The 25,539-nt window shown below is 67.8% G+C and carries 31 protein-coding genes; 10 read left to right on the top strand and 21 right to left on the bottom strand.

What is annotated here, in order from left to right:
* The first annotated feature begins 39 nt into the window (after positions 1–39).
* From ABIS05_RS10695 to ABIS05_RS10675, 5 genes are all read left to right on the top strand, one after another.
* Entirely contained in the window at positions 40–942 is a 903-nt protein-coding gene (locus ABIS05_RS10695) for a DMT family transporter (RefSeq protein ID WP_348010904.1), read from the top strand.
* Entirely contained in the window at positions 942–1,532 is a 591-nt protein-coding gene (locus tag ABIS05_RS10690) for an RluA family pseudouridine synthase (protein WP_348010903.1), read from the top strand. Before ABIS05_RS10695 ends, ABIS05_RS10690 begins: the two co-directional genes overlap by 1 nt.
* A gap of 3 nt (positions 1,533–1,535) precedes the next feature.
* On the top strand, positions 1,536–2,240 hold the full coding sequence (locus ABIS05_RS10685) for an SDR family NAD(P)-dependent oxidoreductase (protein ID WP_348010902.1): 705 nt from the start codon (positions 1,536–1,538) through the stop codon (positions 2,238–2,240).
* 60 nt (positions 2,241–2,300) lie between these two features.
* Complete coding sequence (locus ABIS05_RS10680) at positions 2,301–3,173, top strand: Tim44-like domain-containing protein (protein WP_348010901.1); 873 nt, start codon at positions 2,301–2,303, stop codon at positions 3,171–3,173.
* An 86-nt stretch (positions 3,174–3,259) separates the two neighbouring features.
* Positions 3,260–5,266, top strand: coding sequence for a prolyl oligopeptidase family serine peptidase (locus ABIS05_RS10675; protein ID WP_348010900.1), 2,007 nt, complete (start codon positions 3,260–3,262; stop codon positions 5,264–5,266).
* Here the strand turns inward: ABIS05_RS10675 and ABIS05_RS10670 are convergent.
* The 9 genes from ABIS05_RS10670 to rpsP form a co-directional block, all read right to left on the bottom strand.
* The gene (locus ABIS05_RS10670) at positions 5,241–5,762 is read right to left on the bottom strand and encodes a histidine phosphatase family protein (RefSeq protein WP_348010899.1); all 522 of its coding nucleotides are present in this window, start codon (positions 5,760–5,762) and stop codon (positions 5,241–5,243) included. The two genes, ABIS05_RS10675 and ABIS05_RS10670, sit on opposite strands and share 26 nt — an antisense overlap.
* On the bottom strand, positions 5,762–6,523 hold the full coding sequence (gene cobS / locus ABIS05_RS10665; RefSeq protein WP_348010898.1) for an adenosylcobinamide-GDP ribazoletransferase: 762 nt from the start codon (positions 6,521–6,523) through the stop codon (positions 5,762–5,764). Before cobS ends, ABIS05_RS10670 begins: the two co-directional genes overlap by 1 nt.
* A 4-nt stretch (positions 6,524–6,527) precedes the next feature.
* A complete protein-coding gene (cobT, locus tag ABIS05_RS10660) occupies positions 6,528–7,553 on the bottom strand; it encodes a nicotinate-nucleotide--dimethylbenzimidazole phosphoribosyltransferase (RefSeq protein WP_348010897.1) in 1,026 nt (341 codons plus the stop codon).
* A 4-nt stretch (positions 7,554–7,557) separates the two neighbouring features.
* Positions 7,558–8,547, bottom strand: a complete 990-nt coding sequence (locus ABIS05_RS10655) for a CobD/CbiB family protein (protein WP_348010896.1) — start codon at positions 8,545–8,547, stop codon at positions 7,558–7,560.
* Positions 8,548–8,570: 23 nt separating this feature from the next.
* Positions 8,571–9,260, bottom strand: a complete 690-nt coding sequence (locus ABIS05_RS10650) for a CoA pyrophosphatase (RefSeq protein ID WP_348010895.1) — start codon at positions 9,258–9,260, stop codon at positions 8,571–8,573.
* A 66-nt stretch (positions 9,261–9,326) separates the two neighbouring features.
* Positions 9,327–9,680 carry a 50S ribosomal protein L19 gene (rplS, locus tag ABIS05_RS10645; RefSeq protein WP_348010894.1) on the bottom strand — a complete coding sequence of 118 codons (354 nt, stop codon included), beginning with the start codon at positions 9,678–9,680 and terminating at the stop codon, positions 9,327–9,329.
* Between the two features lie 126 nt (positions 9,681–9,806).
* Positions 9,807–10,556: a tRNA (guanosine(37)-N1)-methyltransferase TrmD gene (gene trmD, locus ABIS05_RS10640; RefSeq protein WP_348010893.1), complete on the bottom strand. Its 750-nt coding sequence runs from the start codon at positions 10,554–10,556 to the stop codon at positions 9,807–9,809.
* Positions 10,557–10,560: 4 nt separating this feature from the next.
* Positions 10,561–11,151, bottom strand: coding sequence for a ribosome maturation factor RimM (gene rimM, locus ABIS05_RS10635; protein WP_348010892.1), 591 nt, complete (start codon positions 11,149–11,151; stop codon positions 10,561–10,563).
* A gap of 5 nt (positions 11,152–11,156) precedes the next feature.
* Positions 11,157–11,414, bottom strand: coding sequence for a 30S ribosomal protein S16 (gene rpsP, locus ABIS05_RS10630; RefSeq protein ID WP_348010891.1), 258 nt, complete (start codon positions 11,412–11,414; stop codon positions 11,157–11,159).
* A gap of 181 nt (positions 11,415–11,595) precedes the next feature.
* On the opposite strand from rpsP, the gene ABIS05_RS10625 reads away from it, so the two are divergent.
* Entirely contained in the window at positions 11,596–12,144 is a 549-nt protein-coding gene (locus ABIS05_RS10625; RefSeq protein ID WP_348010890.1) for an N-acetyltransferase family protein, read from the top strand.
* A 73-nt stretch (positions 12,145–12,217) separates the two neighbouring features.
* Positions 12,218–12,646, top strand: a complete 429-nt coding sequence (locus tag ABIS05_RS10620) for a hypothetical protein (RefSeq protein ID WP_348010889.1) — start codon at positions 12,218–12,220, stop codon at positions 12,644–12,646.
* On the opposite strand, the gene ABIS05_RS10615 is transcribed toward ABIS05_RS10620, so the two are convergent.
* The 9 genes from ABIS05_RS10615 to murJ are packed head-to-tail and all read right to left on the bottom strand — an operon-like array spanning position 12,640 to position 20,542.
* Complete coding sequence (locus ABIS05_RS10615) at positions 12,640–13,650, bottom strand: inorganic phosphate transporter (RefSeq protein WP_348010888.1); 1,011 nt, start codon at positions 13,648–13,650, stop codon at positions 12,640–12,642. The genes ABIS05_RS10620 and ABIS05_RS10615 overlap by 7 nt on opposite strands.
* A gap of 9 nt (positions 13,651–13,659) precedes the next feature.
* Positions 13,660–14,307, bottom strand: a complete 648-nt coding sequence (locus tag ABIS05_RS10610; RefSeq protein WP_348010887.1) for a DUF47 family protein — start codon at positions 14,305–14,307, stop codon at positions 13,660–13,662.
* A 59-nt stretch (positions 14,308–14,366) separates the two neighbouring features.
* Positions 14,367–14,723: a DMT family protein gene (locus ABIS05_RS10605; RefSeq protein WP_348010886.1), complete on the bottom strand. Its 357-nt coding sequence runs from the start codon at positions 14,721–14,723 to the stop codon at positions 14,367–14,369.
* An 11-nt stretch (positions 14,724–14,734) separates the two neighbouring features.
* Entirely contained in the window at positions 14,735–15,217 is a 483-nt protein-coding gene (gene folK, locus ABIS05_RS10600) for a 2-amino-4-hydroxy-6-hydroxymethyldihydropteridine diphosphokinase (RefSeq protein WP_348010885.1), read from the bottom strand.
* Positions 15,214–16,785: a polynucleotide adenylyltransferase PcnB gene (pcnB, locus tag ABIS05_RS10595; protein ID WP_348010884.1), complete on the bottom strand. Its 1,572-nt coding sequence runs from the start codon at positions 16,783–16,785 to the stop codon at positions 15,214–15,216. The genes folK and pcnB overlap by 4 nt, the downstream gene beginning before the upstream one ends.
* Positions 16,782–17,450: an HAD family hydrolase gene (locus ABIS05_RS10590; RefSeq protein WP_348010883.1), complete on the bottom strand. Its 669-nt coding sequence runs from the start codon at positions 17,448–17,450 to the stop codon at positions 16,782–16,784. Before ABIS05_RS10590 ends, pcnB begins: the two co-directional genes overlap by 4 nt.
* Positions 17,451–17,466: 16 nt before the next feature.
* Positions 17,467–18,132 (bottom strand): DnaA regulatory inactivator Hda, encoded by a 666-nt coding sequence (hda, locus tag ABIS05_RS10585; RefSeq protein ID WP_348010882.1) that lies wholly within the window; start codon positions 18,130–18,132, stop codon positions 17,467–17,469.
* Positions 18,129–18,980: a tetratricopeptide repeat protein gene (locus tag ABIS05_RS10580; RefSeq protein WP_348010881.1), complete on the bottom strand. Its 852-nt coding sequence runs from the start codon at positions 18,978–18,980 to the stop codon at positions 18,129–18,131. Before ABIS05_RS10580 ends, hda begins: the two co-directional genes overlap by 4 nt.
* Entirely contained in the window at positions 18,980–20,542 is a 1,563-nt protein-coding gene (gene murJ, locus ABIS05_RS10575) for a murein biosynthesis integral membrane protein MurJ (protein WP_348010880.1), read from the bottom strand. Before murJ ends, ABIS05_RS10580 begins: the two co-directional genes overlap by 1 nt.
* A gap of 120 nt (positions 20,543–20,662) precedes the next feature.
* Between murJ and rpsT the strand changes: the two genes are divergently transcribed.
* Positions 20,663–20,959: a 30S ribosomal protein S20 gene (rpsT, locus tag ABIS05_RS10570; protein ID WP_056270726.1), complete on the top strand. Its 297-nt coding sequence runs from the start codon at positions 20,663–20,665 to the stop codon at positions 20,957–20,959.
* Positions 20,960–21,197: 238 nt separating this feature from the next.
* On the opposite strand, the gene ABIS05_RS10565 is transcribed toward rpsT, so the two are convergent.
* Both ABIS05_RS10565 and ABIS05_RS10560 read right to left on the bottom strand, forming a co-directional pair.
* The gene (locus tag ABIS05_RS10565) at positions 21,198–22,040 is read right to left on the bottom strand and encodes an alpha/beta hydrolase (RefSeq protein ID WP_348010879.1); all 843 of its coding nucleotides are present in this window, start codon (positions 22,038–22,040) and stop codon (positions 21,198–21,200) included.
* Positions 22,041–22,145: 105 nt separating this feature from the next.
* Entirely contained in the window at positions 22,146–22,493 is a 348-nt protein-coding gene (locus tag ABIS05_RS10560) for a DUF3579 domain-containing protein (protein ID WP_348010938.1), read from the bottom strand.
* Between the two features lie 149 nt (positions 22,494–22,642).
* Here ABIS05_RS10560 and ABIS05_RS10555 point away from each other — a divergent pair, with 149 nt between their 5' ends.
* Positions 22,643–23,848: an aspartate aminotransferase family protein gene (locus ABIS05_RS10555; protein ID WP_348010878.1), complete on the top strand. Its 1,206-nt coding sequence runs from the start codon at positions 22,643–22,645 to the stop codon at positions 23,846–23,848.
* Positions 23,845–24,807 carry an ornithine carbamoyltransferase gene (gene argF / locus ABIS05_RS10550; RefSeq protein ID WP_348010877.1) on the top strand — a complete coding sequence of 321 codons (963 nt, stop codon included), beginning with the start codon at positions 23,845–23,847 and terminating at the stop codon, positions 24,805–24,807. Before ABIS05_RS10555 ends, argF begins: the two co-directional genes overlap by 4 nt.
* Positions 24,808–24,872: 65 nt before the next feature.
* Here the strand turns inward: argF and ABIS05_RS10545 are convergent, their stop codons facing one another.
* Positions 24,873–25,442 (bottom strand): PEP-CTERM sorting domain-containing protein, encoded by a 570-nt coding sequence (locus tag ABIS05_RS10545; protein ID WP_348010876.1) that lies wholly within the window; start codon positions 25,440–25,442, stop codon positions 24,873–24,875.
* Positions 25,443–25,539 lie beyond the last annotated feature (97 nt).

Here is a 25,539-nt window from a genome sequence, read left to right as displayed (position 1 = left end):
AGCTATCGTGCCAGCCCTTTGCACGCCGCGCCGCCGCCGATGAAGCTGACCCCACGCCTCGCCCTGCTGTTGACCCTGCCGCCGCTGCTGTGGGCCGGCAACGCGGTGGTCGGGCGGCTGGTGCGCGACGCCATCCCGCCGATGACGCTGAACGCGCTGCGCTGGGGGCTGGCCTTCCTGCTGCTGGCGCCGCTGGCCTGGCGGCTGCTGGCCCGGCCGCGCGAGGCGCTCGTGCGCTGGCGCGGCCTGGCCTGGCTGGGGTTCCTCGGCATGGGTTGCTACAACGCGCTGCAATACCTGGCGTTGCACACCTCGTCGCCACTGAACGTGACGCTCATCACCGCCAGCATGCCGGTATGGATGCTGGGCGTGGGCGCCGTCTTCTACGGCGTGAAGCCGACACGGCGGCAACTCGCCGGTGCGGCGCTGTCGCTGCTAGGCGTCGCCCTGGTCATCGCGCGCGGCGACCCGGCGGCACTGCTGGCCGTGCACTTCGTGCCGGGCGATCTGCTCATGCTGGTGGCCATCTTCACGTGGGCCATCTACTCGTGGATGCTGGCGCGGCCGGCCAAGGGGTTGCGCGCCGGCGAGAAGCCGGACTGGAACTGGGCCGAGTCGCTGATGTCGCAGCTGATGTTCGGCGTGGTCTTCTCGGGCCTCGCCGCCGGCGTGGAGCAAACCGTGGCACCGGCCGCCATCCACTGGAGCCCGATGCTGGTCGTCGTGCTGGCCTATGTGGCCATCGGCCCGTCGCTGATCGCCTACCGCTGCTGGGGCCTGGGCGTGGCCGAGGCCGGCCCGGCGCTGGCGGGCTTCTTCGTCAACCTGACACCCGTGTTCGCGGCCATCATCTCGGCCGCGCTGCTGGGCCTGGCGCCGGCCTGGTACCACGGCGTGGCCTTCGCGCTGATCGCGGCGGGCATCGTCGTGTCGTCGCGCTGATGCGGGTGCTGCACGCGGACGACCGCCTCGTCGTCATCGACAAGCCGGCCGGCATGCTCAGCGTGCCGGGCCGCACCGAGGCCGACTGCGCCATCGCGCGCGTGCAACAGCTCTATCCCGACGCCCTCGTCGTGCATCGTCTTGACCAGGCGACGTCCGGCCTGCTGCTGTTCGCTCGCGGCCTGCGGGCCCAGCGCGAACTCAGCGCCGACTTCGCTGAACGCCGCGTCGGCAAGCTCTACGTCGCCATCATCGCCGGCAGGCTCGACGGCGAAGGCCTGATCGACCTGCCCATCGGCGCCGACTGGCCCAACCGCCCGCGGCAGCAGGTCGACGTCGCCCGCGGCAAGCCCTCGCAGACGCGCTGGCGCGTGCTGGCGCACGAAGGCCTGCACACGCGCGTCGCGCTGGAGCCGCTCACCGGCCGCACCCACCAGCTCCGCGTCCACCTCGCCCATGTCGGCCACGCCATGCTGGGCGACACCCTCTACGCTGCGCCGCACATCGCCGCTGCCAGGCCGCGCCTGCTGCTGCATGCCAGCGAGTTGCTCATCGGCGGCCTGCACTTCGTCTGCCCACCGGAGTTCTGAACCATGCATCTCTACATCGTCACCGGCAGCTCACGCGGCCTCGGCGCCGCCCTTGTGCAGCAACTCAGCGCGACCGGCAACGCCGTCATCGGCATCGCCCGCCGCGCCAACCCGGCGCTCAAGGCCGAGCAATGGACGCTCGACCTCGCCGACCCGCTGCCCGCCGCCGAACGCCTGCAGGCCTGGCTGCGCGCCAACCCCGGTTGGGCCAGCGCCACGCTCGTCAACAACGCCGCGCTGCTGAGCGCCCCGGGGCCGCTTGCCGCAGCCGATCTGGCCGAGTTGGCTGCCGCGCTGCGCGTCGGCCTAGAAGCGCCGACGCTGCTGAGCCGTGTCTTCCTCGCAGAAACGGGCACGGTACCCACGCGGCGCATCCTCAACATCTCCTCCGGCCTGGGCCGCCGCGCCATGGCCGGCAGTGCAGCCTACTGCGCCATCAAGGCGGGGTTGGACCACCTGAGCCGGGCGCTGGCGCTCGAAGTGCCCGACGTCGGCATCGTGTCCCTGGCGCCCGGCGTCATCGACACCGACATGCAGCTGCAACTGCGCGGGGCCGACCCGGCCCGCTTCCCGGAGCAGACACGCTTCCAAGGGCTGAAGGACGGCGGTCAGCTGCAGACCGCCGAGGCCACGGCAACCGCCATCATTCAGTTTCTAGCGCGGTCAGACTTCGGAAAAACCATCGTTGCCGATATCCGAGATGCATGAAGATGATGAGCTGAGCCATCAGCGACGCTGGGCTCATTCCCCATCTTCTGGAGACTTCACGTGAACCGCATTCTTGCTGTGAGCCTGGCCGCCCTGCTGGCCTTCGCCCTGCCCGTCCACGACGCCGAGGCCAAGCGCCTGGGTGGCGGTGGCATGAAGCGCACCACGCCAACGCAGACGACGCCGCACACGCCGCCCGCCCAGCAGCCTGGGTCGCCGCAGCAAGCCGGGGCAGCCAAGCAGGCTGCCACCACGCCGGCCGCCGCTGCTGCGCCCAAGCGCTCGTGGATGGGCCCGCTCGCCGGTCTGGCCGCTGGCTTGGGGCTTGCCGCACTGGCCAGCCATTTCGGCTTTGGTGAAGGCCTGGCCAACGTCATGACGATGATGCTGCTCGGCCTGGCGGCCGTGTTCGTCATCCGCTTCCTGATGCGCCGCTTCGCCGCACCGAAGGCGCCGCAACTGGCAGGCGCCAATGGCATGAACTTCAACGCGCAACCGCAGCAGCAGCCGGCGTGGAATCCGCAAGCTTCGGTGGCCCCCGCAGCGACTGCCGCTGCCGTGTCGACCGTGCCGGCTGGCTTCGATGCTGCAGGCTTCGAGAAGATCGCCAAGCAGGTGTTCCTCCGCATGCAAGCCGCCAACGACACCGGCGACCAAGCCGACCTGCGCCGCTTCACCACGCCGCAGATGTACGCCAGCATCCAGCACGACCTGCTGGAGCGCGGCGGCGGCAAGCAGCAGACCGAGGTGTCGCGGCTGGACGCCAGCGTCGTCGACGTCGCCACCGAGAACGGCGAGCAGATCGTCTCGGTGCGCTTCTGGGGCGAGGTGCGTGAAGACAACGCGGCGACCACTGAGAACTTCGACGAAGTCTGGCATCTGGTCCAGTCCGGCGAAGGCTGGCTGATCGCCGGCATCCAGCAGACGGCATGACCAACAGCATGGCGGGTTAGACCCGAGTTTGACTGCCACGAAAATGGGCGCTTCAAGCGCTCATTTGCCTTTTTGACGCCATGACCATGATCCGTCTTTCCCTGTACGCGCTCGGCAGCACCCTGCTGGCGGCCTGCGCCTCCACGTCCACTCCGCCCACGCCGCCGCAAGCCATCGTCACGCCCAACGCCAACCTCGTCGTGCAGGGCATTCCCGCCGTGCCGCAAAGCCTGGCCGACGCCGTCGGCCGCTACAACGACTTCCGCGGCCACACCTTCTCGGACTGGCATCCGACGCAGCGCGAGATGCTCGTCAGCCACCGCAAGGCCGGCGCCAACACGGCGCAGATCTTCCGCGTGACCACGCCGCTGACCGACGGCGAACAGCTGACCGACGGCATCGACCCGGTGGCCCGCGCCAGCTACGAGCCGCGCACCGGTCAGTACATCGTTTTCGAGCGCGCCACCGGCGGCAACGAGGTCGCGCAGATCTACCGCCTGGCGCTTAACGAGGCCGGCGCGCAGCCAGTGCTGCTGACCAGCCCCGACGAGCGCCACTCGATCAACACCTGGCTGCGCAAGAGCGGCCAGCTCGTTTACTCGTCAGTGCCCATCGACCGCACGGCCCAGGGCGGTACGCGCACCAAGATCACGACGACGCTGTGGCTGATGGACCCCGTCAAGCCCGAAGGCCGCCGCAAGTTGGCCGAACTGGAAGGCGGCGGCTGGGTGGCGAGCCGCCCGTCGCCCGACGAACGCCTCTTGACGCTGACGCGCTATCTGTCGGCGAATGAGTCGCAGATCTGGATGCTGGATCTGGACAGCGGTGTGCCCAAGCGCGTGGTGCCAGCCATGGACAGCCAGGAGGCCAAGGCGACGTATTCGCCGGCCGGCTGGGCGCCCGACGGCCGCACGCTGTGGATCGCCAGCGACCGCGCCGGCGAGTTCCGCGAGTTGATGAAGCTGGACTTGGCCAGCGGCGCCATCACCCGTATCAGCAGCCATATCCCATGGGACGTCAGCGGCGTCACCTTGACCGAAGACGGCAGCCGCTTGGCGGCCCAGTTCAATGTCGACGGGCGCGACGAACTGCACTTCTTCGATACGGCAACGGCCAAGGAAGTGCCGGCGCCGGCTGCCTTGCCTAACGGCACTGTCGGTACGGCGTCCTACGACCACGCCCGCGGCGAGTTGGCCTTCTCGATCAACAACGCCCAGGGCCCCGGCCAGATCTACTCGCTGGGCACGGACGGCAAGGTCCAACAATGGACGCGCGCCTACGCGCCCCCGGGCATAGCCACGGCTGCATTCACCGAGCAGAAGATCGTGCGCTGGAAGAGCTTTGACGGCACGACCATCTCGGGCCTGCTGACGCCGCCGCCCAAGAAGTTCAGCGGCAAGCGCCCGGTGCTGATCTCCATCCACGGCGGACCGGAAAGCCAAGCCAGCGTCGGCTTCCTCGGCCGCAACGCCTACTACGTGCAAGAGCTCGGCATGGTGTTGATCCAGCCCAACGTGCGCGGCTCAGCCGGCTACGGCAAGAGCTTCCTGGCGATGGACAACGGCTTCAAGCGCGAGGACTCGGTCAAGGACATCGGCGCCCTGCTGGACTGGATCGCCACCCAGCCCGACCTCGATGCTTCGCGCGTGCTCGTCACCGGCGGTAGCTACGGTGGCTATATGACGTTGGCCGTGTCGACGAACTACGCCGACCGCATCGCTGGCGCCGTCGACGTGGTCGGCATCTCGCACTTCGTGACCTTCCTGAACAACACCGAGAGCTACCGCCGCGACCTGCGCCGCGTCGAGTACGGCGATGAGCGCGACCCGGCCATGAAGGCGCACCTGGAAGCGATCTCGCCGCTGACCAATGTGGCGAAGATCAAGAAGCCGCTGTTCGTCATCCAGGGCAAGAACGACCCGCGCGTGCCCTACACCGAGGCCGAGCAGATCGTGGCCAAGGTTCGCGAGAGCGGCACGCCGGTCTGGTATCTGCGCGCCGAGAACGAAGGCCATGGGTTCCAGAAGAAGGAGAACCAGGACTACCAGTTCTACGCGACGGTCCTGTTCATGCAGCAGACTGTGCTGAAGTAGGCTGACCGTAGGCAGGCGGGGCGGGCCAGTTCGACGGTGTCGGCGGCCCGCCCGGCCAGTGCCGCGCGTTGATCCAGCCGCCATGCCCCACGGCGAGCGCGCAGGGCGGCTGCCAGGCCTTGGCGCGCACCAGCAGCGCATTCAGTGACTCGCCGCCCTCGAAGTCGAAGCCGCAGAAGTCGGCCATCCAGCGTTCGAAGTGGGCGGGCGGGATGTCGTTCCACGGCTGGCCGTCCCAGGCGCCGAAATCCATCTCCGCCAACGCGGCATCGACTCGCCAGAGAAAGCCCCAGCGCGCCAGCCAGTGCCCGACCGCCGCCGCGCGCACGAGCGGCGACGTGACGACCTCGCGCGGCAGGCCGTGGCGGCGGGCGTGGGCGCGGATGCGGTGAGCCAGGCGCTTGGCCTTGCGCGGGTCGACGGCGAGGTCGGTACGCCCGCCGATGCAGCGCCCCTCGGCCGCCAGCGGTCGCGGGTGGCGCCAGACCGTGAACATCACAGCGCCGCCGTGAAGGCCAGCAGCACGGCAATCTCGGCCAGTTGCTCGGTGGCACCCAGGCCGTCGCCGGTGTAGCCGCCCAAGCGGCGTTTCAGCCACTGGCGCATCAGCAGCGCGACAAGCGTCGCAGCGGCAACGGCGGCCCCCAGCTTCGGCACGTAGACGCCAACCGCTGCCAGCGCAATCACCAGCAGCCCGCACCAGCCCAGCGCGATGACGAAGTTGCGCGGCGCCACCGCCAGGGCCAGTGGCTTGGCCTTGGCGTGCTCGGCGTCGCCACCGTAAGGCAGGCTGACCATCACGCCCACGGCCGCGGCACGCGCCAGCGCGTGGCTGGCCAGCAGCGCCGCCACCGCGCCGAGCATGGGCCGCGCCGCCAGCACAGCCAGCAGCGCCGCGCGCAACAGCAGCGACAGGCCCAGCGCCAGCGCGCCGTAGCTGCCGATGCGCGAGTCCTTCATGATGGCCAGCGCCTTGTCGCGCGGGACCACACCGCCCAGCGCGTCGAAGGTATCGGCCAGGCCGTCTTCGTGGAAGCCGCCGGTCAACGCGACCGTGGCCGCGAGCGCGAGCACCGCAGCGGCCCAGGCGGGCCACAAATGCGAGGCGCCAACCAGCACCGCCGCACCCACCGCGCCCACTAACGCGCCCACCAAGGGAAAGTGCCGAACGCAGTCGTTCAGCCAGCCCGGCTCGAAGCGGCTCAGCCGCACCGGCAGCCGCGTCAGGAACTGCAGCGCGACGAGGAACAACCTCATCGCATCAGTCGCGGTTGCTGACGCCGGCGCTGTCGAAGCTGGCCATGTCGGCCAGCAGCGCGCAGGCCGCCGTCAACAGCGGCCAGGCCAACGCTGCGCCGCTGCCTTCGCCCAGGCGCAGGTCCAGGTCCAGCAGCGGGCGCACGCCGAGCTGCTGCAGCCAACGCGCATGCGGCCCCTCGGCCGAGCGATGGGCAAACACGCAGGCCGCCAGCACGCCCGGGCGCAGCGCTTCGGCCAGCACCACGGCAGCTGTCGTGATGAAGCCATCGACCAGCACAACCCGGCGCTGCGCCGCTGCAGCGATGACGCTGCCGGCCATCGTGACGATCTCGAAGCCGCCGAGCGCCGCAGCGACCTGCAGCGGCGTCTGCGCACCGGCATTCACGACCAGCGCCTCGCCGAGCACGGCGAGCTTGCGCGCTAGGCCGGCGTCGTCCAGCCCCGTACCACGGCCGACGCAATCGGCCAGCGGCAGGCCCGTCAGCCGCTGCATCAGCAGGCTGGCCGACGAGGTGTTGCCGATGCCCATCTCGCCCAGCAGCAGCGCGTTGCCCGGCAGGCGCTCGACAAGCGCCATGCCGTTGCGCAGCGCCCGCTCGGCCTGCTCGATGCTCATCGCCGGGCCGGCGCTCGCATCTGCGGTGCCGCTGGCGATGCGCAGGTCGACGGCGCCTTCGGCCAGCGGCGCGTCCACGCCGCAATCGGCGATCGTCAATGCCAGTCCCTGCTGCCGCGCCAGCACCGACACGGCCGCGCCGCTGGCCAGCATGTTGGCCACCATCTGCGGCGTGACCTCGCGCGGATAGGCCGACACGCCGCGCCGTGACAGGCCGTGGTCGGCCGCGTAGACGACGAGCTGGGGATCGCGCAACGCCGGTCGCTCGCTGCCCTGGATCAGCGCGAGTTGCAACGCCAGAGCCTCGATTCGGCCCAAAGCGCCGAGTGGTTTGGTCTTGTGGTCGAGCGCATGCCGCACGCGCACGCTGAGGCTGGGCTCGGCCAGCGCCGGCAGGTCTGGAAAATTCATGGGGTCAACCGACGAGATTGGCAAGAGAAAGCAGCGCCAGCAGCAGCATCCACAGCACGACCGAGCGCCAGACCAGGCCGACGACGCTCTGCAAATGGCCGAGCTGCGGCGGCGCACCGGCCGTGGAGCCCGCAGCACCGGTGGCTTCCGGCTCGGAGCCGGCATCGAAGGTGCGGCTGCGGTCGGGCGTGATGCCGGGTGCGGCGGCGCCGCCGAGTTGCAGCCCGACAGCACCTGCGGCTGACGCGAGGATGATGCCCTCGTTGGGATGCAGCCACAGGCTGGCGTCGCGCCGCCAGGCGTTCACCGCCTCCTCGAAGTTGCCGACGATGGCAAAGCCGGCCGCCGTTAGCCGCGCAGGCACATGGTCGATCACCACGAAGGCTTGGCGCGACAGCGCCAGCAGGCGCGGGTTGGTGGGTGCGTCCAGCGTGCGGCTCCTGAAGGCCCAGTAGCGACTCGCGAACTCGGCCATCCGGTAGAGCACCGCGCCGGCGGGGCCGAGGCCCAGCGTCGAGCAGACGATGAACCAGAAGAACACGCCGAAGACATGGCGATGCGCCGCCAGCAGCGAATGCTCAATGACGTGGCGGATCAGCTCCGTGCGGGGCAGCTCGCTGGCGTCGAGGTGGCGCCAGTCGGCCAGCAACTGCCGCGCGGTCAGGTCATCACCGCGCTCCATCGCGTCGCGGATATCGGTGAAGTAGTGGCTGAACTGCCGGAAGCCCAGCGTCAGGTAGAGCACGAGCACGTTCAGCGCCAGCGCCAGCAGCAGGCTGAAATGGCGCAGGCCCCAGTAGGCCAGCGCGAGGACGAGGCCAGGCACGATGACGGTGATGGCCCAGACGATGACGGCGTGATGTTCACCCCCCGCGTCGAAGTTGCGGCCCGTCCAGCGTACCCAGTCGATCACCGACTGATGCACGCGATTCCCATGCCTCAGGGGCTTGAGTTGTTCACACAACAGGGCCAGCAGCACTGCGAAGAAATTCATGGGCGGGGATGATAGTGGCGCGCTCAGGCGGCCATCAGCAAACGGTAGAGGTTGCGCAACATTGCGGCCGTCGCGCCCCAGACGAAGTACTCGCGCTCCGGCCCTTGCCAGGGCATGGACAGGAAGCGGCGTTGGGCGCCACCAAACTCGAAGGTGTGGTGGCGGTGGTTGGCCGGATCCATCAGGAAGGCCAACGGCACCTCGAAGGCCTCGGCGACCTCGAAGTCGTCGAGCTTGAGCGTGAAGCCCGGCTCGACGAGCGCGATCACCGGCGTCACCTGGAAGGCCGTCACGGTCGAGTAGATAGGCAACTGGCCGATGACGTGGATGTAGTCGCGCGCCAGGCCGATTTCCTCCTCGGTCTCGCGCAGCGCCGTGGCGACGGGGCCGTCGTCCTCGGGCTCGACACGGCCACCGGGGAAGCTGATCTGGCCGGCATGCTCGCGCAGGTGGTCGGTGCGACGGGTCAGCAACAGCGTCAAGCCTTCGGAGCGCTGCACGAGAGGAATGAGCACAGCGGCGCCGGCCGGCTCGCGATCCGAGAAGAGACCGCCGTCGCCGGCGAACTCGGGCGTCCAGGCCGACAGCGCGGCCACACGGGCGCGGATGGCCTCTGCCGTCAGCGCGGCAGCGGGCACGGCGGGCAGGTGGTCATCGACGCTCGTGACGGGCACGAGCTGAGGCTGGGTGATGGCTGGGCGGCGGGTCGTCATGCGTCAGAAAAACAAAAGCCGCCGAGAGCGTAGCTCCGGGCGGCCTTGGCGGTGAGAACCGACTGATTAAGACAGCTTCTCTTTGATACGTGCCGACTTGCCCGAACGCTGGCGCAGGTAGTACAGCTTGGCGCGACGGACATCGCCGCGGCGCTTGACTTCGATCGTCGCGATCAGCGGGCTGTACAGCTGGAACGTACGCTCCACGCCTTCGCCGCTGGAGATCTTGCGGACGATGAAGCTGCTGTTCAGGCCACGATTGCGCTTGGCAATCACGACGCCTTCGTAAGCCTGCACGCGCTTGCGTGTGCCTTCAACGACTTTGACGCTGACGATCACGGTGTCGCCGGGGGCGAAGACCGGAATGGTCTTGTTCAAGCGAGCAATTTCTTCTTGCTCAAGGGTTTGGATCAGGTTCATCTGTACTCCTGGGGATCTTGGCGGTGCCGCTATTTATCGGGATGTTTGCAGCCAGAAATTTCCTGACCACTCGACCCGCCAGAGGATCGGACAGCCCGCTAATGTAGCGGACCCTGCGGGTTTTGCCTAGAGCTTGGCCAGAAAGGCCTCGTCAGCCTTGCTCAGGCGGCCTGTGGCGCGCGCGGCTGCAATCAGCTCCGGCCGGCGCGCCGCCGTCAGCGCAAGAGACTGCTCACGGCGCCAGCGTTTGATGTCGGCATGGTGGCCCGACATCAGCACGGCCGGCACCGCACGGCCGTCGGCCAATACCTCGGGGCGGCTGTAATGCGGGCAGTCGAGCATGCCGTCGCTGGTCTGAGAAAAGCTGTCCTGCTGGTGCGACTGGGCATCGCCCAGCACGCCGTCCTGCAGGCGCGCGACGGCGTCCAGCAGGGCCAGCGCCGGCAACTCGCCGCCGGACAGCACGAAGTCGCCCAGGCTTAGTTCCAGCGTCACGTGGCGGTCCAGCACGCGCTGGTCAATGCCTTCGTAGCGGCCGCACAGCAGGATGGCGCCCGGGCCGACCGACAGTTGCTGCACGCACGCCTGGTCGATGCGGGCACCGGTCGGCGTGAAATAAATGACGGCGGGCTCGGCCTCAGCCCGGTCCGCCTTGACGGCCGCAAGCGCTTTCTCCAGCGGCTCGACCAGCATCACCATGCCAGGGCCGCCGCCATAGGGCCGGTCATCGACGCGGCGGTAGTTGTCGTCGGCGAACTCTCGCAGCGGCCACAGGCGCACGTCGACCTGACGACTCTCGAAGGCCCGCCGCGTGACGCCCTGCGTCATGTGCGGCGCGAACAGCTCCGGGAAGATCGTCAGGACATCGAAGCGCATGGCTTCAGAAATCAAGGCCCCAGTCGACCGTGATCCGCTTCGCTTCGAGGCTCACGTCGTCGATGAAGGCACCGACGAAGGGGATGAGCTTCTCCTGGTCGGGCTTGGCGGGCTCGGCGACGCCCGGCGGCAGGATGCGCAGCACGGCATGCGGCCCGGTGTCGATGAGACCGATGACGCGGCCAAGGAGCTGGCCCTCGCGGTTGAGGACGTCCAGGCCGATCAAGTCGATCCAGTAGTACTCGCCGTCACCCGCGCGGGGAAAGTCGGCGCGCGAGATCCACACCTCGAAACCGCGCAGCGCCTCGGCACCGCTGCGGTCGACGATGCCGTCAGCATTCGCCACCAGACCCTCGCCATGCTCACGCAGGGACAGGACCTTCAACTCGCGCTGACCCGTCTTAGGCGCAACGGCCTTGAGGAACCAGCGCTTGGCGTTGGACAGCGCATCGGCCTGGTTCGAGTAGGCCTGGACCTTGAACCAGCCCTTGACACCCCAGGCGTCCAGGATGTGGCCGACCTGGATCAGGTCACCGGACTCAGAAGCAAAAGACGGCGCCGAAGCGCCGTCTTGTTGAGGCTTGTTGCCAACCACGAGGGTCAGGCGGCCACAGCAGCCGTCTTGGCGTCACCCACCAGACGGATCACGGTGGGCGACAGCTGGGCGCCAACACCGACCCAGTAGGCCACGCGGTCCTGCTCGACGCGCAGCTTTTCAGCAGCGCCTGACGCGACCGGGTTGTAGAAGCCGACGCGCTCGATGAAGCGGCCGTCACGGCGCTGGCGGCTGTTGGCGACAACGATGTTGTAGAAGGGACGCTTCTTGGAGCCGCCGCGAGCCAGACGAATTACAACCATGATGTTTCCTAAAAATTGGGCGACCACTGCACGAGGAGACACTCAGGGCTAGCAAGTCGAATGGCAGGAACCCCTGCCGGGGGAGGCCTCGTAGATACGCCGCAGCCATCTGCGACCGACGCCAAAACCCAGCATTATAAACTCGGCCGCGACCGATTTCGAGCAGCTTTCCGAAAGACAGATGTCACAGCCCTTCCCCGCCGCCCTGCCTTTGACGATTCGCCCCAGTACCGACGCCGATCTGCCAGCGATCCAGGCCATCTACGCCCACGCCGTCGAGAACGGCACCGGCACGTTCGAGACCGAGACGCCCAGCGTCGACGAAATGGGCCGCCGCCGCGCCGAGGTGCTGGGCCGCAATCTCCCCTGGCTGGTGGCCGAGCGCAACGGCGAACCGCTGGGTTATGCCTACGCCAACTACTTCCGCCCTCGCCTGGCCTACCGCTTCTGCGTGGAGGACTCCATCTACCTGGCGCCCGCAGCCCAGGGCCAGGGCGTGGGCCGGCTGCTGCTGGCAGAGCTGCTGGCCCGCTGCGAGGCTGCCGGTGCACGCCAGATGCTGGCTGTCATCGGCGACGCGGCCAATGCCGGCTCCGTCGGCGTGCACACGGCGCTGGGTTTCGAGCACACCGGCGTGCTCAAGAGCGCCGGCTGGAAGTTCGGCCGCTGGCTGGACGTCGTGCTCATGCAGCGCCCACTGGGCCTGGGCGACAGCGTCGGCGCCGAATGAGCGCCGCGCCGGGCCGCCCCAAGCAAGCTTGCTCCCGCCTGGCGGGACAGGCCGCAGGCCGAAGGGTGCATCAATGAACACGGCCGTCAAACAAAAGGCCGTCGCGACCTGGCTGGCCCTGCTCGGCGGCGTCTTCGGCCTGCACCGTTTCTACCTGCACGGGTTCAAGGACCGTTGGGCCTGGCTGTTCCCGCTGCCGACGCTACTCGGCCTGGTCGGCTTGCAGCGCATGAACGCACTCGGCCAAGACGACCGGCTGGCCTGGGTGCTGCTGCCGCTGCTGGGCATCAGCCTGGTTGCCGCGCTGCTCGGCGGCATCGTCTACGGGCTGATGCCCGACGAGCGCTGGAATGCGCGTTTCAACGCCGGCCGAGCTGCCGAACTGGGCGGCTGGGGCGCCATCATCGGGGTCATCCTGTGCGTCTTCATCGGCGGCACGGCACTGATGGCGACCATCGCCTTCAGCGCACAGCGCTACTTCGAAGCGCAAATCGATCAGTAAAGCGCAAAGCTGACCCAGTAGCAGATGCCGGCCACCAGCGCCGAGGCCGGGATCGTGAAGATCCAAGCCCAGACGATCGTGCCGGCCACGCCCCAACGCACGGCCGAGGCGCGCTGCACCGAGCCCACACCGACGATGGCGCCGGTGATGGTGTGGGTGGTGGACACCGGCACTCCCAGCGCCGTCGCAACAAACAGCGTGATGGCACCGCCGGTCTCGGCGCAGAACCCGCCCACGGGCTTGAGCTTGGTGATGCGCTGACCCATGGTCTGCACGATGCGCCAGCCACCGAACATCGTGCCCATGCCGATGGCGATGTAGCAGGCGACGATGACCCAGACCGGCGGCGAGGTCTCATGGGTCGAGAGCATGCCGGCGGCGATGAGCAACATCCAGATCAGGCCGATGGTCTTCTGCGCGTCGTTGCCGCCATGGCCCAGGCTGTACAGCCCCGCTGAGACAAGCTGCAACCGTCGGAACCATCGGTCGACGCGCAACGGCGACTTGTTTCGGCAGATCCAGGCGACCAGGACCATCATCAGCGACCCTAGCAAGTAGCCCAGCAGCGGCGAGATGACGATGAAGGCGACGGTCTTCCAAATGCCGCCCGCGACCAGCGCAGACGGACCGGCCTTGGCGACAACGGCGCCCGCGATGCCACCGATCAACGCATGCGAAGAGCTCGACGGGATGCCCCACCACCAGGTGATGAAATTCCAGGTGATGGCGCCCATCAGCGCGCCGAACACGACGTGGTGGTCAACGATGCCGGGCTCGACGATGCCCTTGCCGATGGTCGCCGCCACGTTGAGCTGGAAGATGGCAATGGCGACGACATTGAAGAAGGCGGCGAACAGCACCGCCTGCTGCGGCTTCAGCACCCCGGTCGAGACAACGGTGGCGATGGAGTTGGCTGCGTCGTGGAAGCCATTCATGAAGTCGAACAGCAACGCCATGACGACGAGCAAGGCCACCACCCAGAAGGTGATCTCAGCGGATGCCATGCGCAGCGATCAGGAGTTCTCGAGGACGATGCCCTCGATCAGATTGGCCACGTCTTCGCAGCGGTCGGAAATGGATTCGAGCTGCTCGTAGATGGCCTTGAGCTTGATGAGCTCGCGCACATCGGGCTCTTCGCGGAACAGCCGCGACATCGCCGAGCGCATGACGCGGTCGGCGTCAGACTCCAGTTGATCGATTTCCTCGCAGGTCTTGATGGCCGCCTCGGTGGTGGCCGGCTGGCTCAAGTGAGGCAGCAGCGTGACGGCATGCTGCACACGCTCGCAACAGCGAACCGACAACATCGTCAACTGCAGCACCTGCTCGGGAATGGCGCGAACGTCGTAGAGCTGCAACGTTTCGGACGAGTCTTGCAGCAGGTCGACGATGTCGTCCATCGCATTGATCAGGCTGTGGATCTGCTCACGATCAATCGGCGTGATGAAGGTGCGGTGCAGCAGCCGGTTCACCTCGGCGGTGACGCGGTCGGCGGCATGCTCGGCCTTGTCGACCTCATCCGCGTACTGCTGGCGCAGCGCCGGGTTGGCGTAGTTCTCGATCATTTTCTGGAAGGCGCGCGCACCTTCCAGGATGAAGCCGCCATGCTCGTTGAACAGCTCAAAAAAATTGCCCTCACGGGGCAGCAGCTTGCCAAACAGCATGGACGTCCTTGTATCTCTGGAAGCCGAGCAGTTTAGCGGGCGCCGTCACCGAACCGTCGTCAAGCCGACCGGAAGATGAAGTAGACGGCCCCCATCAGGCACAGCCCGGCCCAGACGAAATCCAGCTTCAACGGCTCGCCCATGTAGTAGAGACTGAAGGGCACGAAGACGGCCAGCGTGATGACCTCCTGGGTGATCTTGAGCTGAGCGAGGCTGAAGCCCGCGCCGTGGCCGATGCGGTTGGCCGGCACCTGCAGCAGGTACTCGAACAGCGCGATGCCCCAGCTGATGCCAGCGGCGATCCACCAGGGCTTGGTGGCCAGCCCCTTGAGGTGGCCGTACCAGGCAAAGGTCATGAAGACGTTGGACAGCAGCAGCAAGCCCACGGTCTGCCAGCCGGCAAGGGTCGAGAACATCGCAGGTCCTTTCAGAGGTCAGTGGCGATAGCGCCGCGGCGCTCGATGCGCTGATCGCGCCAGGCATCGCCAGTCGCGAGATGGGCCAGTTCAGGCGCAATCTCCAGCAATGGGCGCAGCACAAAGGCGCGTTCGCCCAGGCGCGGGTGCGGCAGCGCCAGGCGCGGCGTGGCGAGCGTGAGGTCGCCGTAGAGCAGCAGGTCCAGGTCCAGCGTGCGCGGCGCGTTGCGGTAGGGGCGCTCGCGGCCATGGGCCAGCTCGATGGCTTGCAGCGCGTCCAGCAGTTCAATGGGCGCAAGCGCCGTGTCCAGCGCGGCGACCGCGTTCAGGAAGTCTGGCCCGCCGGCATCAACGGGCGCGCTGCGCCAGGCGCTGGACAGGGCCGAGAGCCGGCTGCCCGGCAGCGCCGCGAGGGCCTGAGCAGCCTGTGTCAGCGTCGCACGCAGATCGGCGCCGAGGTTGGCACCCAGGCCGACGTAGGCCCGCGAAGTCACTCCGCCGCAGGTGCGGGTGCAGCAGCGCCCTCGCCCGCAGGCTTGCGGCGACGACGGCGGCGCTTGCGGGCCGGCGCATCGGCAACCGCCTCGTCTGCCTCTTCGTCAAAGGGAGCTTCACCGACCGGCGTTTCACCAGCTGCAGCCTCGGGTCGCGGTGCTCGCGCCACGCGCGGCTGCTTCTGCTGGGCGGCACGGGCGTCGGCCAGCAGGGCCTGGCGGTCGTCGTCGCTGCCGAGAGCGAAGTCCTCCCACCAGTCGGCCAGCAAGGGGTCGATCTCGCCCGCGTCGGCGCGCAAACGCAGGAAATCGAAGCCGGCGCGGTAACGCGGCTGCTCGATGAGGCTGAAGACGCCCGAGCCGGTGCGGCGCTCGAAGCGGGTCTGCATCATCCAGATCTCGCGCATGTCGCCGGCCAGCTTGCCGCGGCCGGAGATGTCGCCGATGCGGGCGTCGAAGACGGCGTCGATGGCCTGGGCCAGCGCCGGCACGGGCGCCTCGCCGCCATCGCGGATCTTGGTCCAGCGGTCCAGCACCTCATGCCAGAGCATGCAGGCGAGCATGAAGCTGGGGCTGACACCCCGGCCTTCGGCGACCCGGCGGTCGGTGTCTTCGAACGCCTGGCGCACGAACTTGCCACGGATGCCGTCGTGCAGGTCGCCGGTGTCGGTCAGCATGGCGTCCAGCACGGCGAAGGTGCCCCGCCCCAGGCCGAGCTTCTTCAGCTGCGCGATGCTGGCCAGCGAGTGGCCGGTCTGCAGCAGCTTGATCATTTCGTCGAACAGGCGCGAAGCCGGCACATTGGCCAGCAGGGCCGCCGAGGTCTTGACCGGCGCCAGCGTCTTGGGCTCCAGCGTAAAACCCAGCTTGGCGGCGAAACGCACGGCGCGAATGATGCGGACGGGGTCTTCGCGGTAGCGGGTCTCGGGGTCGCCGATCATGCGCAGAAGCTTGGCGCGCGCGTCGGCCAGGCCGCCGTGGTAGTCGATGACGAGCTGGCGCTGCGGGTCGTAGTACATCGCGTTGACGGTGTAGTCGCGGCGAGCAGCATCCTCGATCTGCGGGCCCCAGACGTTGTCGCGCAGCACGCGGCCTTCGGCGTCCACGGCATGGGACTTGCCCTCGAGCGCGCTCTTGGAGGTCTTCTCGTTGCCGGCGACGGCTTCGGATTCGGTCGGCAGCGCGCGGAAGGTCGAGACCTCGATGACCTCATGCTCGCGACCACGGCCGTAGACAACGTGAACGATGCGAAAGCGCCGGCCGATGATGAAGGCGCGGCGGAACAGGCCCTTGACCTGCTCCGGCGTCGCGTTGGTGGCGACGTCGAAGTCCTTGGGCCGCACGTTCAACAGCAGGTCGCGCACGGCGCCGCCGACGATGTAGGCCTCGAAGCCGGCGTCGGTGAGTGTCTTGACGACCTTGACGGCCCGCTCGTCGAGCAGTCCGGGGTCGATGCGGTGCACGTCTGCCGCGAGTTCGACGCGCTTGCCGAGAGGGCTGACCTTCTTGGGCGCTGCAGCAGCAGCGGCAGGTTTGCCGAGTAGTTTGTCGATGAACTTCTTGATCATGCGAAGAGTTTGAGCTGGGGCCAGCCGCGTTCGCTGGCGATCCGCGCGAGCGTGGGGCTGGGATTGGTCGCCACCGGATGGCTGACGCGTTCAAGCAGGGGCAGGTCGTTGGTCGAGTCGCTATAGAACGTGACACGCTCGAACTCGGCGGATTGTGCCCCCAGGCTCTGGAGCCAGGTCTCGACCCGTTCGATCTTGCCCTCGCGGAAGCTCGGCACGCCCCGGATGGCACCGGTGTAGTGGCCGGTGGCATCGCGCTCCAGCTGGACGGCGATCAGGTGTTCAATGCCAAAGGCAGCGGCGATCGGCGCGGTAACGAACTCATTGGTGGCCGTGACCAACGCGATCAGGTCGCCCGCTGCTCGGTGCTTCTCCACCAGCGCCCTCGCCTCGGGCCGCAACGCGGGCTGCATGACCTCGGCCATGAAGCGCTCGCGCATCGCCAGCGCCTCGGCCAGCGGCCGGCTGCGAAAGGCGGAAGTTGCGAACTCGACATACGCCGGCAGGTCCAGCGTGCCGGCGTTGTACTGGGCGAAGAACTCGTCGTTGCGCCGGCCCCAGACCTCGGCATCCACCCAGCCGACCTCTACCATGAAGCTGCCGAAGGAGTGGTCGGAGTCCACCGGAATCAAGGTCCCGTCCAGGTCAAACAGCGTGAGATTCATAAAATGGGGTCAGAGTCTATTTTTCGTCGGCCAACATGGCCTTCAACAGCGGCACGGTCAGCGGCCGCTTGCTGGCCAGGGCGAACTCGTCGAGCCGCTCCAGCAGCGCCATCAAGCCCTTGAGATTGCGCTCGAAGCGAGTCAGCAGATAGGACAGCACGTCGTCGCCGAGCAGCAGGCCGCGGCGGTCGGCCTCGCGGCGCAGCACCGCGCGCATCTCGGCCTCGCGCAGCGGTTCCAGCGCAAAGCCGGGGCCCCAGCCGAGGCGGGTGCGCAGGTCCTCGCGAACGGTGAGGTCGATGGCGGGCGCATCGGCTGCGGCAACGAAGGTGTAGCCCTGCCCTGCCGATTCGACGAAGAGCGCAAAGGCCGCATGCTGCTGGCCGGCGTCGAAACGCTGGCAGTCGTCCAGCAGCAGCAGGCTCTCATGCGCCGGCAGCTCCCAGGGCAAGGCGGTGTCGGCGTCATACCAAGCGACACGCTGGCCGGCGGCTTGCCAGCGCTCTGCCAGCGCCTGCAGCAGATGGGTCTTGCCCGAACCCGTCGGGCCCCACAGCAGCACCGGTGGATCGGCGGGCATCAGGCCGAGCAGATAGGCCAGCGCCTCGGCATTGGCGCCGGGCAGGAAGTTGTCGAAGCTGTGTGCGGGCGGAGCCAGCAGCGCGAGCGGGATCTGCCTCATCGTTTCGGACGCTGCGCAAGCAGCTCGGCGAGGCGATCGCGCAGCGCGTCCGCGTCAGGCGCGTCGCCGCACTCGGCCAGGTAAAAAACTAGATCCTCGGCCGCAGCGGCGTTGGCACCCACGGCCTGCAGCGCGAGGGCGCGGTCGCGCCGCTCGATCGCGTCGCCAGGCAGCAGCACGACCAGGCGCTGCTGCACGGCCAGCAAACGCGGCCAGTCGCATGCGGCGCGGTGCACTTCCCTGAGGTTGCGCAGCATGCGGGCCAGGATCTGGCGCTTGGTGGCGGCGCGAAGGAAGAATTCCAGCGGCAGCTCCAGGTCATTCGGCAAGTCGCTGCCCTGGCGGTAGACGGCCAGCAATTCGTCCAGCCGACTGGCCGAAAGCGCCTCGCCTGTGAAGGGGTCAATGACGACCTCACCTAGCCCGATGCGGCACTTGACGAGGAAATGGCCGGGGAAGGCCACGCCCGCCATGCGCAGGCCCGCCTGCTCGCCCAGCTCCAGCAGCAGCACGGCCAGCGTGATGGGAATGCCGCGCCGTGTTTCCAGCACGCGGTGGACGAAGCTGTTGTCGGCCGCGTAGTAGTTGTTCAGGTTGCCGGCGAAACCCAGCTCGCCGTGAAAGAAGCGCGTCAGCAGGCGCAGCCGGTCGGGCGGCGCCGTCTCGGGCCCGATGCGCTCGCGCAGCCGGCGCGCGAAAGCGTCCACCTGGGCCAGCGAGGCCTGCACGTCCAGCCGGGGGTGGTCGTCTTGCGCCAGGCTGATGGCGGCTTCGAGGAGGTTCAGGCTCTCGTCCTCCGCCACCAGCGTGGCGAAGTAGTCGAGCGGCGTCGGCGCGGCGTATTTCATCAACTCGGACGACCCAGGGCCTTGGGCCGCATGCCGGCCAGCAGCAGCACGGCGAAATACACGACGGCGCTGGCGCCGAGGCTGGCCGCCATGACGAGGGCGCGCTGGAGCTCGTGAGCGCCCAGGGCGATCCAGTCCAGCCGCGTCGCCAACTGCCATTGCAGCAATCCCATGGCGGCGCAGCCCAGCGCCACGCGCAGGCTGAAGCTCGTCCAGCCCGGCTCCGGGCGATAACTGCCCAGCTTCCTCAGCCCCCACAGCAGCCAGCCGGCGTTGACCAGTGCGCCCGCGCCGATGGACAACGCCAGGCCCGCGACGCCGATCCAGGGCACGAACACGAGGTTGAAGCACTGCGTCAGCACCAGCACGGCGACGGCGATCTTGGCCGGCGTGCCGGTGTCCTGGCGGGCATAGAAGCCGGGGGCCAGCACCTTGATGGCGATCAGCCCGAGCAGTCCAACGCCCCAGCCCATGACGGCCTCCGAGGTGTGAAGCACATCGACGGCGGTGAACGCCTTGCGGTGATAGAGCACAGCCGTCAGCGGGGTGGCGAACACCAGCAGCGCCACGGCACAGGGCAAGGCTAGCAGCAGCACCAGGCGCAAGCCCCAGTCGAGCAGGCGGCTGTAGCGCTCGTTCTCACCCGAAGCCTGGGCGGCGGAGAGCTGCGGCGTCAACACGGCAGACAGCGCTACGCCGAGCAGGCCGATGGGGAACTCCATCAGCCGATCCGCGTAATTCAGCCAGGACGTTGCACCGGCGCCCAGATGGCTGGAGATCTGCGTGTTGATCATCAGCGACAGCTGCGCCACGCCGACACCGAGCAGGGCCGGGCCCATGCCTCGGATGACGCGACCGACGCCCGGATTGGCGCGCGATTCCTGCAAGCCGCGCCAGCTCAGGCGCATGCTTGGCATCGCCCCGATGGCCCGCAGGGCCGGCCACTGCACCAGCAACTGCAGCACGCCACCCAACATGACACCGAAGGCCATCGCATAGATGCCGGGGTAGCCGGCGCGCTCGAGCGGCCCGGCCAGCGCCCAACCCACGGCGATAACGCTGAGATTGAGCAGCACCGGTGTCGCCGCCGGTACGACGAAGCGCCGCCAGGTGTTCAGGATGCCGGCCGATAGCGCCACCATCGACATGCAGCCGATGTAGGGAAACATGACGCGCGTCATGACGACCGACGCGTCGAAGGCCTCGCCCGGCAGGCCCGATCCCAGCAGCCAGACCAGCACCGGCGCCGCGACGACGCCGAGCGCCGAAGTTGCCACCAAGGCCCACAGCAACACGGTGGCTACGGCATCGACGAGGCGCCGTGTCGCGTCTTCGCCCTCAGTCGCCTTGGTGGCCGCCAGCAGCGGCACGAAGGCCTGGGAGAAAGCGCCCTCCGCGAACAGCCGTCGCAGCAGGTTGGGAATGCGGAAGGCCACGAGGAACGCATCCGTCATCGCCGTGGCGCCAAACAGGCCGGCCACCATGGTTTCGCGAACGAGGCCGGTGATGCGCGAGGTCAGGGTCAGCAGGGAAATGGTCGACGCGGCACGCAGCAGATTCATGGCGCAGGATTATCTGTGTGGAGAATCGCGCCTCGTTTGAAACTCCTCGCGCTCACTTGGCTTTAAACCTGTTTTCGGGCTATACTCGCTGTCTTTGCACCAACTGGGTATAGACACAGCATGGCAACCAGCTCCAAAGCCAAAAAGAAGACAGTCCGCCTGGCATCGGGCCTTAAGCGCGTCCGCCAGGACGCCAAGCTCAATGCCGCCAACACGGCGCTGCGTTCCCAATTCCGCACGGTCGTCAAGAACGTGCAAAAGGCAGTGACTGCGGGCGACAAGTCCAAGGCCGCTGACCTTTTCAAGAATGCCCAGGCGGTGATCGATTCGGTCGCCGACAAGGGCATCTTCCACAAGAACAAGGCTGCTCGTCACAAGAGCCGCCTGTCCGCCAAAATCAAGGCGCTCGCCGCCTGATAGAACAAACCAGCTCTGGTGCAAAGCCGAAGGCCCGCGAAAGCGGGCTTTCTGGTTTCAGGGGCCCGCGCAAGCGGGCCTTCTGCATTGGTATCGGGATATTCGGGCCGAGCGCCGGGCCGCCCCAAGCCGGCCCGCCTGAGGCTCGTTGCGGCTCAATGCCGCAAACAGCCTCGTCCCCTCGGGGGACCGACCAGGTTCGCCGCGTTCAGCAGGCGAAACTGGGCGAGGGGCTCGCTCAATGCCACTCGCCCGCCCCGACGCCCTGGATGCTGCGGTCACGCAGCCACTCCGCGACGGCGCGGGCAACCCACTGCGGGTCATCCAGTGGCAGGTCGTGGCCGGCCTTGGTGTGCAGGCGCAGCGGCGCACCCCAGGCGCGGCTGATGGCCTGCGAGCAGCGCCAGTCGACGAGGCTGTCGGCCTTGCTGCAGAGCAGCAGCATGGGCGCTGCCGGGCGAGTGCGACTGGCGCGGTAGCGCAGGCTGGCCAGCAACTGCCGCGCGGTGTTGCGCACGCCCAGCGGGTGCTGACGCTGGAGTTCCAGCCAGCGGTCGATGACCGCCTGGGGCGGTGTCAGCCGCGTCGTCAGCCTAAGGACGCGCTCTTCGCGCAGACGAGCGCTGAAGCGGCTCAGTGACAGCAGCGCCAGACCGAGATAGTTCAACGGCCGCGGCTTGCGAAAGAGTTCGCTGAAAGGCCGCAGGCTGGGGTTGATCAGCACGCCGGCTTCGATTTCGCTCGGGTAACGGTTGGCCCAGTCGGCGAGCACGGCAGCACCGAGCGACATGCCGATGACGGACAAGGGCCCTCTGACGCCCCGACGCAGCAACTCCGCACGGCAGGCGTCGACGATGGCCGAGACCTGGGTCGGGCTGGGCTGGCGGCGCTGCGTGCCAGTGCCGGGCAGATCCAGCGACAGCACTTGCGAGTCCGGCCGCAGCGCGCGCAGTTCGCGCAGCAGATGTTCAGGGAAGACACCCCAATGCCCGCTCTCGCGAGATAACCCGCGCAGCAGCACCCAGACGCCGGTTGACGTCGGCCGCACGTCCACCGGAGTGGCGGCGGACGCGGCGGGCATCGGGGTGGCGGTAGCGCTGAAGGTCATCGGCAATGTCAAAACGTAGCCAACGAGGATAACGGCGCAACGGGCCGCTGCGCCCTGGGAGTGTCGCTAGTGTCGAGATCAGTCGATCGGCTTGCCGCCTGCCCCGTCGGGCCCGTCTGGCAAAAGGCAGGCTTCAGCAACCTGGAGGTTGTTGTCGCGCGCGAAGTTCATGACGAAGTCCCAGGCCATCGGTTCGAGGCGCCGGAGTTCTTCATTGACGATGACGCACTTCACGCCGTTGATGATGTTGGGCACGCACAGCGGCGAATAACCGATGTGGGCGCCGATGCCACCGCGCACGCCGCCGGGCCGGAAACTCGACATTGCGCCGGCCAGGCGCTCGGCCCAATCGCTGGGGCGGAAGGTGCGTCCATCCAGCGTGACACCCTGGATGAATACTTCGCGCGGCGGTTGGACAACGGTCATGGAAAGGTCGGCTTTACGGTACAGCGGAGCACCGCTGCCAAAGGCGGCCATTGTGCCTCGGCTCACCGCCATCTGTTGCGGCGCAGCAAACCGCAGCGCATCGACTCTAGAATCAAAAACTCGCTTTTCCCCACCCAATCGGAGACCCGATGAACGCTGATGCCCTCCCATCCGACGCCCACGTGATGCCGACCTATGGCCGCCTGCCCGTTGCGCTTTCGCACGGCCAGGGCTGCTGGGTCTGGGACACGACCGGCCGACGACTGCTGGACGGGCTGGGCGGCATTGCGGTCAACACGCTGGGCCACAACCACCCGCGCCTGGTACCGGCGCTGCAGGACCAGATCGCCAAGCTGATCCACAGCAGCAACTACTACCGCGTGCCGCTGCAGGAGCAACTGGCCGACAAGCTCTGCGAGCTTTCGGGTCTCGCCAATGTCTTCTTCTGCAATAGCGGACTGGAGGCCAACGAGGCGGCTTTGAAGATCGCCCGCAAGTTCGGCCATGACCGTGGCAACACGTCGCCGGAGATTCTTGTCTTCGAAGGCGCCTTCCATGGCCGCTCCATCGCCACGCTGTCGGCCACGGCCAACCCCAAGATCCAGGCCGGCTTCGGGCCGCTGGTGCAAGGCTTCGTGCGCGTGCCGCTGAATGATGCGGCCGCCGTCGAGGCGGCCATTGCCGCTCACCCCAACATCACGGCCATCTTCCTGGAAACCATCCAGGGCGAAGGCGGCATCAACCCGGCGCGTGTCGAGTTCCTGCAGGCGCTGCGCCGCATCTGCGACGCGCACGACCTGCTGCTGATGCTGGACGAGGTGCAGTGCGGCATCGGCCGCACCGGCAAGTGGTTCGCGCACCAGTGGGCCGGCATCCAGCCGGACGTGATGCCGCTGGCCAAGGGCCTGGGTTCGGGCGTGCCCATCGGCGCCGTCGTCTGCGGCCCGCGTGCGGCCGGTGTGTTGAAGGCGGGCAACCACGGCACGACCTTCGGCGGCAACCCGCTGGCCATGCGTGCCGGCGTCGAGACGCTGACGATCATGGAAGAGGACGGCCTGCTGGCCAACGCCGTCGCCGTGGGCGCGACGCTGCGCAATGGCCTGGCCGAGGGCCTGGCTGGTGAGGCCGGCGTCGTCGAGATCCGCGGCCAGGGCCTGATGCTCGGCATCGAGCTGGACCGCCCCGCCGGCGTGCTGCTCACGCAAAGCTTGGAAGCAGGCCTGTTGATCAGCATCACCGCAGACCGCGTCGTGCGCCTGCTGCCGCCGCTGATCCTCACGCATGACGAGGCACGCCAGATCACGGCCCTGCTGGTGCCGCTGATCAAGGCCTTCCTCGCCCAGCCCAAGCCATGAAGCCGGGGGACACACTGATGCGCCACTACCTCCAGTTCAAGGATCTGCGGGCCGAGGAATACGCCCACCTGTTCGACCGCGCCGGCATCATCAAGCGCCGCTTCAAGAACTACGAGCGATACCAGCCGCTGCAGGACCGCACGCTGGCCATGATCTTCGAGAAGGCCAGCACGCGAACGCGCGTCAGCTTCGAGGCGGGCATGTACCAGATGGGCGGCTCAGTCGTGCACCTGACGACGGGCGACAGCCAGCTGGGCCGAGCCGAGCCGGTGGAGGACTCGGCGCGCGTCATCAGCCGCATGGTCGATATCGTCATGATCCGCACCTACGAGCAGAGCAAGCTCGAAGCCTTCGCGGCGCACTCGCGCGTGCCGGTCATCAACGGGCTGACCAACGAATACCACCCCTGCCAGATCCTGGCCGACCTGTTCACCTTCATTGAGGCGCGCGGCATGGACCGACGCGGCTCCATCGACATGGACTGCCTGAAAGGCCGCGTCGTGGCGTGGGTGGGTGACGGCAACAACATGGCCAACACCTGGCTCCAGGCGGCGGAGATCCTGGGCTTCACGGTGCATGTCAGTACGCCGAGCGGCTACGGCATTGACCATGCCGTGGCAGGCGTGAAGGACGCGAATTGCTACCGCGTCTTCGACGACCCGCGCGAGGCTTGCGCCGGCGCCGACCTGGTCACCACCGACGTCTGGACCAGCATGGGCTACGAGGCCGAGAACGAGGCCCGCAAGGCGGCGTTCAAGGACTGGTGCGTGGACGCCGACATGATGGCCCGCGCCAAGCCGGACGCCCTCTTTATGCACTGCCTGCCCGCGCACCGTGGCGAGGAGGTGGCGGCGGACGTCATCGACGGACCGCAGTCGGTCGTGTGGGAAGAGGCCGAAAACCGCATGCACGTGCAAAAGGCGCTCATGGAGTACCTGCTGCTCGGCCGCATCGGCTGATTTGCATCACCCATGAAAAAGCCGGCTGCGAACAGCCGGCTTTTCTTTTGGGCGTTTACCGCCAATCAGGCGCGACGACGGCGGGCAAGCAGCAGGGCGCCACCGGCAAGCATCAGCGCGATGCTGGTGGGTTCCGGGACGGCGGCAATGTTGTCCAGCGCGGCGATGCCGGCCGTGCTGGTCAGGTCAAACGACTGGGCCGAACCGCTGAAGCTCAGTACGGTCTTGGTCCAGCTGTCGTAGCCGCCGGTCGATGCCAGCGTGATCGTGCCCAGCAACATGCCGGTGCCGTTCAAGCCGGAGTAGGCCTTGACGGTGGAGACGTCCGTGCCGGCGTAGTAAAAGCTCAGGCCGCCCGTGACGCCTGCAGCCACGTTCATGTAGGCCGTCGTGTTGATGCTGCCGTCGAGCTGCGCATAGGCAATGCCCAGGGGCGACGGGGCGTTGCTGAAGAACGTCTCGTCCGCGTTGTTGGACAGGCCCAGCACGTTGGTGAACGTCACGCCTTCAGCGGCGTAGGTGTCGCCGACTTCAGGGCTGAAGCCCCAGTCCTTTTCAAAGTCCACCGACAACGGGGCGGCCGCGAAGGCGGGAGAGGCCAGGCCGAGGGCCAGGGCGAGGGTGGCGAGCTTCATCGAGAACTCCAGAGCTTGGGAAGTGTTGGGGCGGCCGGGGCCGCAGCGTCTTACGGGTCCGCAGTGTGGTGAGCAATGAAGACAGGCGCGTGACGCT

The organism is Roseateles sp. (assembly GCF_039929605.1).
In the GTDB taxonomy this organism is placed as follows: domain Bacteria; phylum Pseudomonadota; class Gammaproteobacteria; order Burkholderiales; family Burkholderiaceae_C; genus Pelomonas.
The sequence above is the reverse complement of the archived record's forward strand: the minus strand, read 5'-3'. Positions and strand labels throughout refer to the sequence as shown.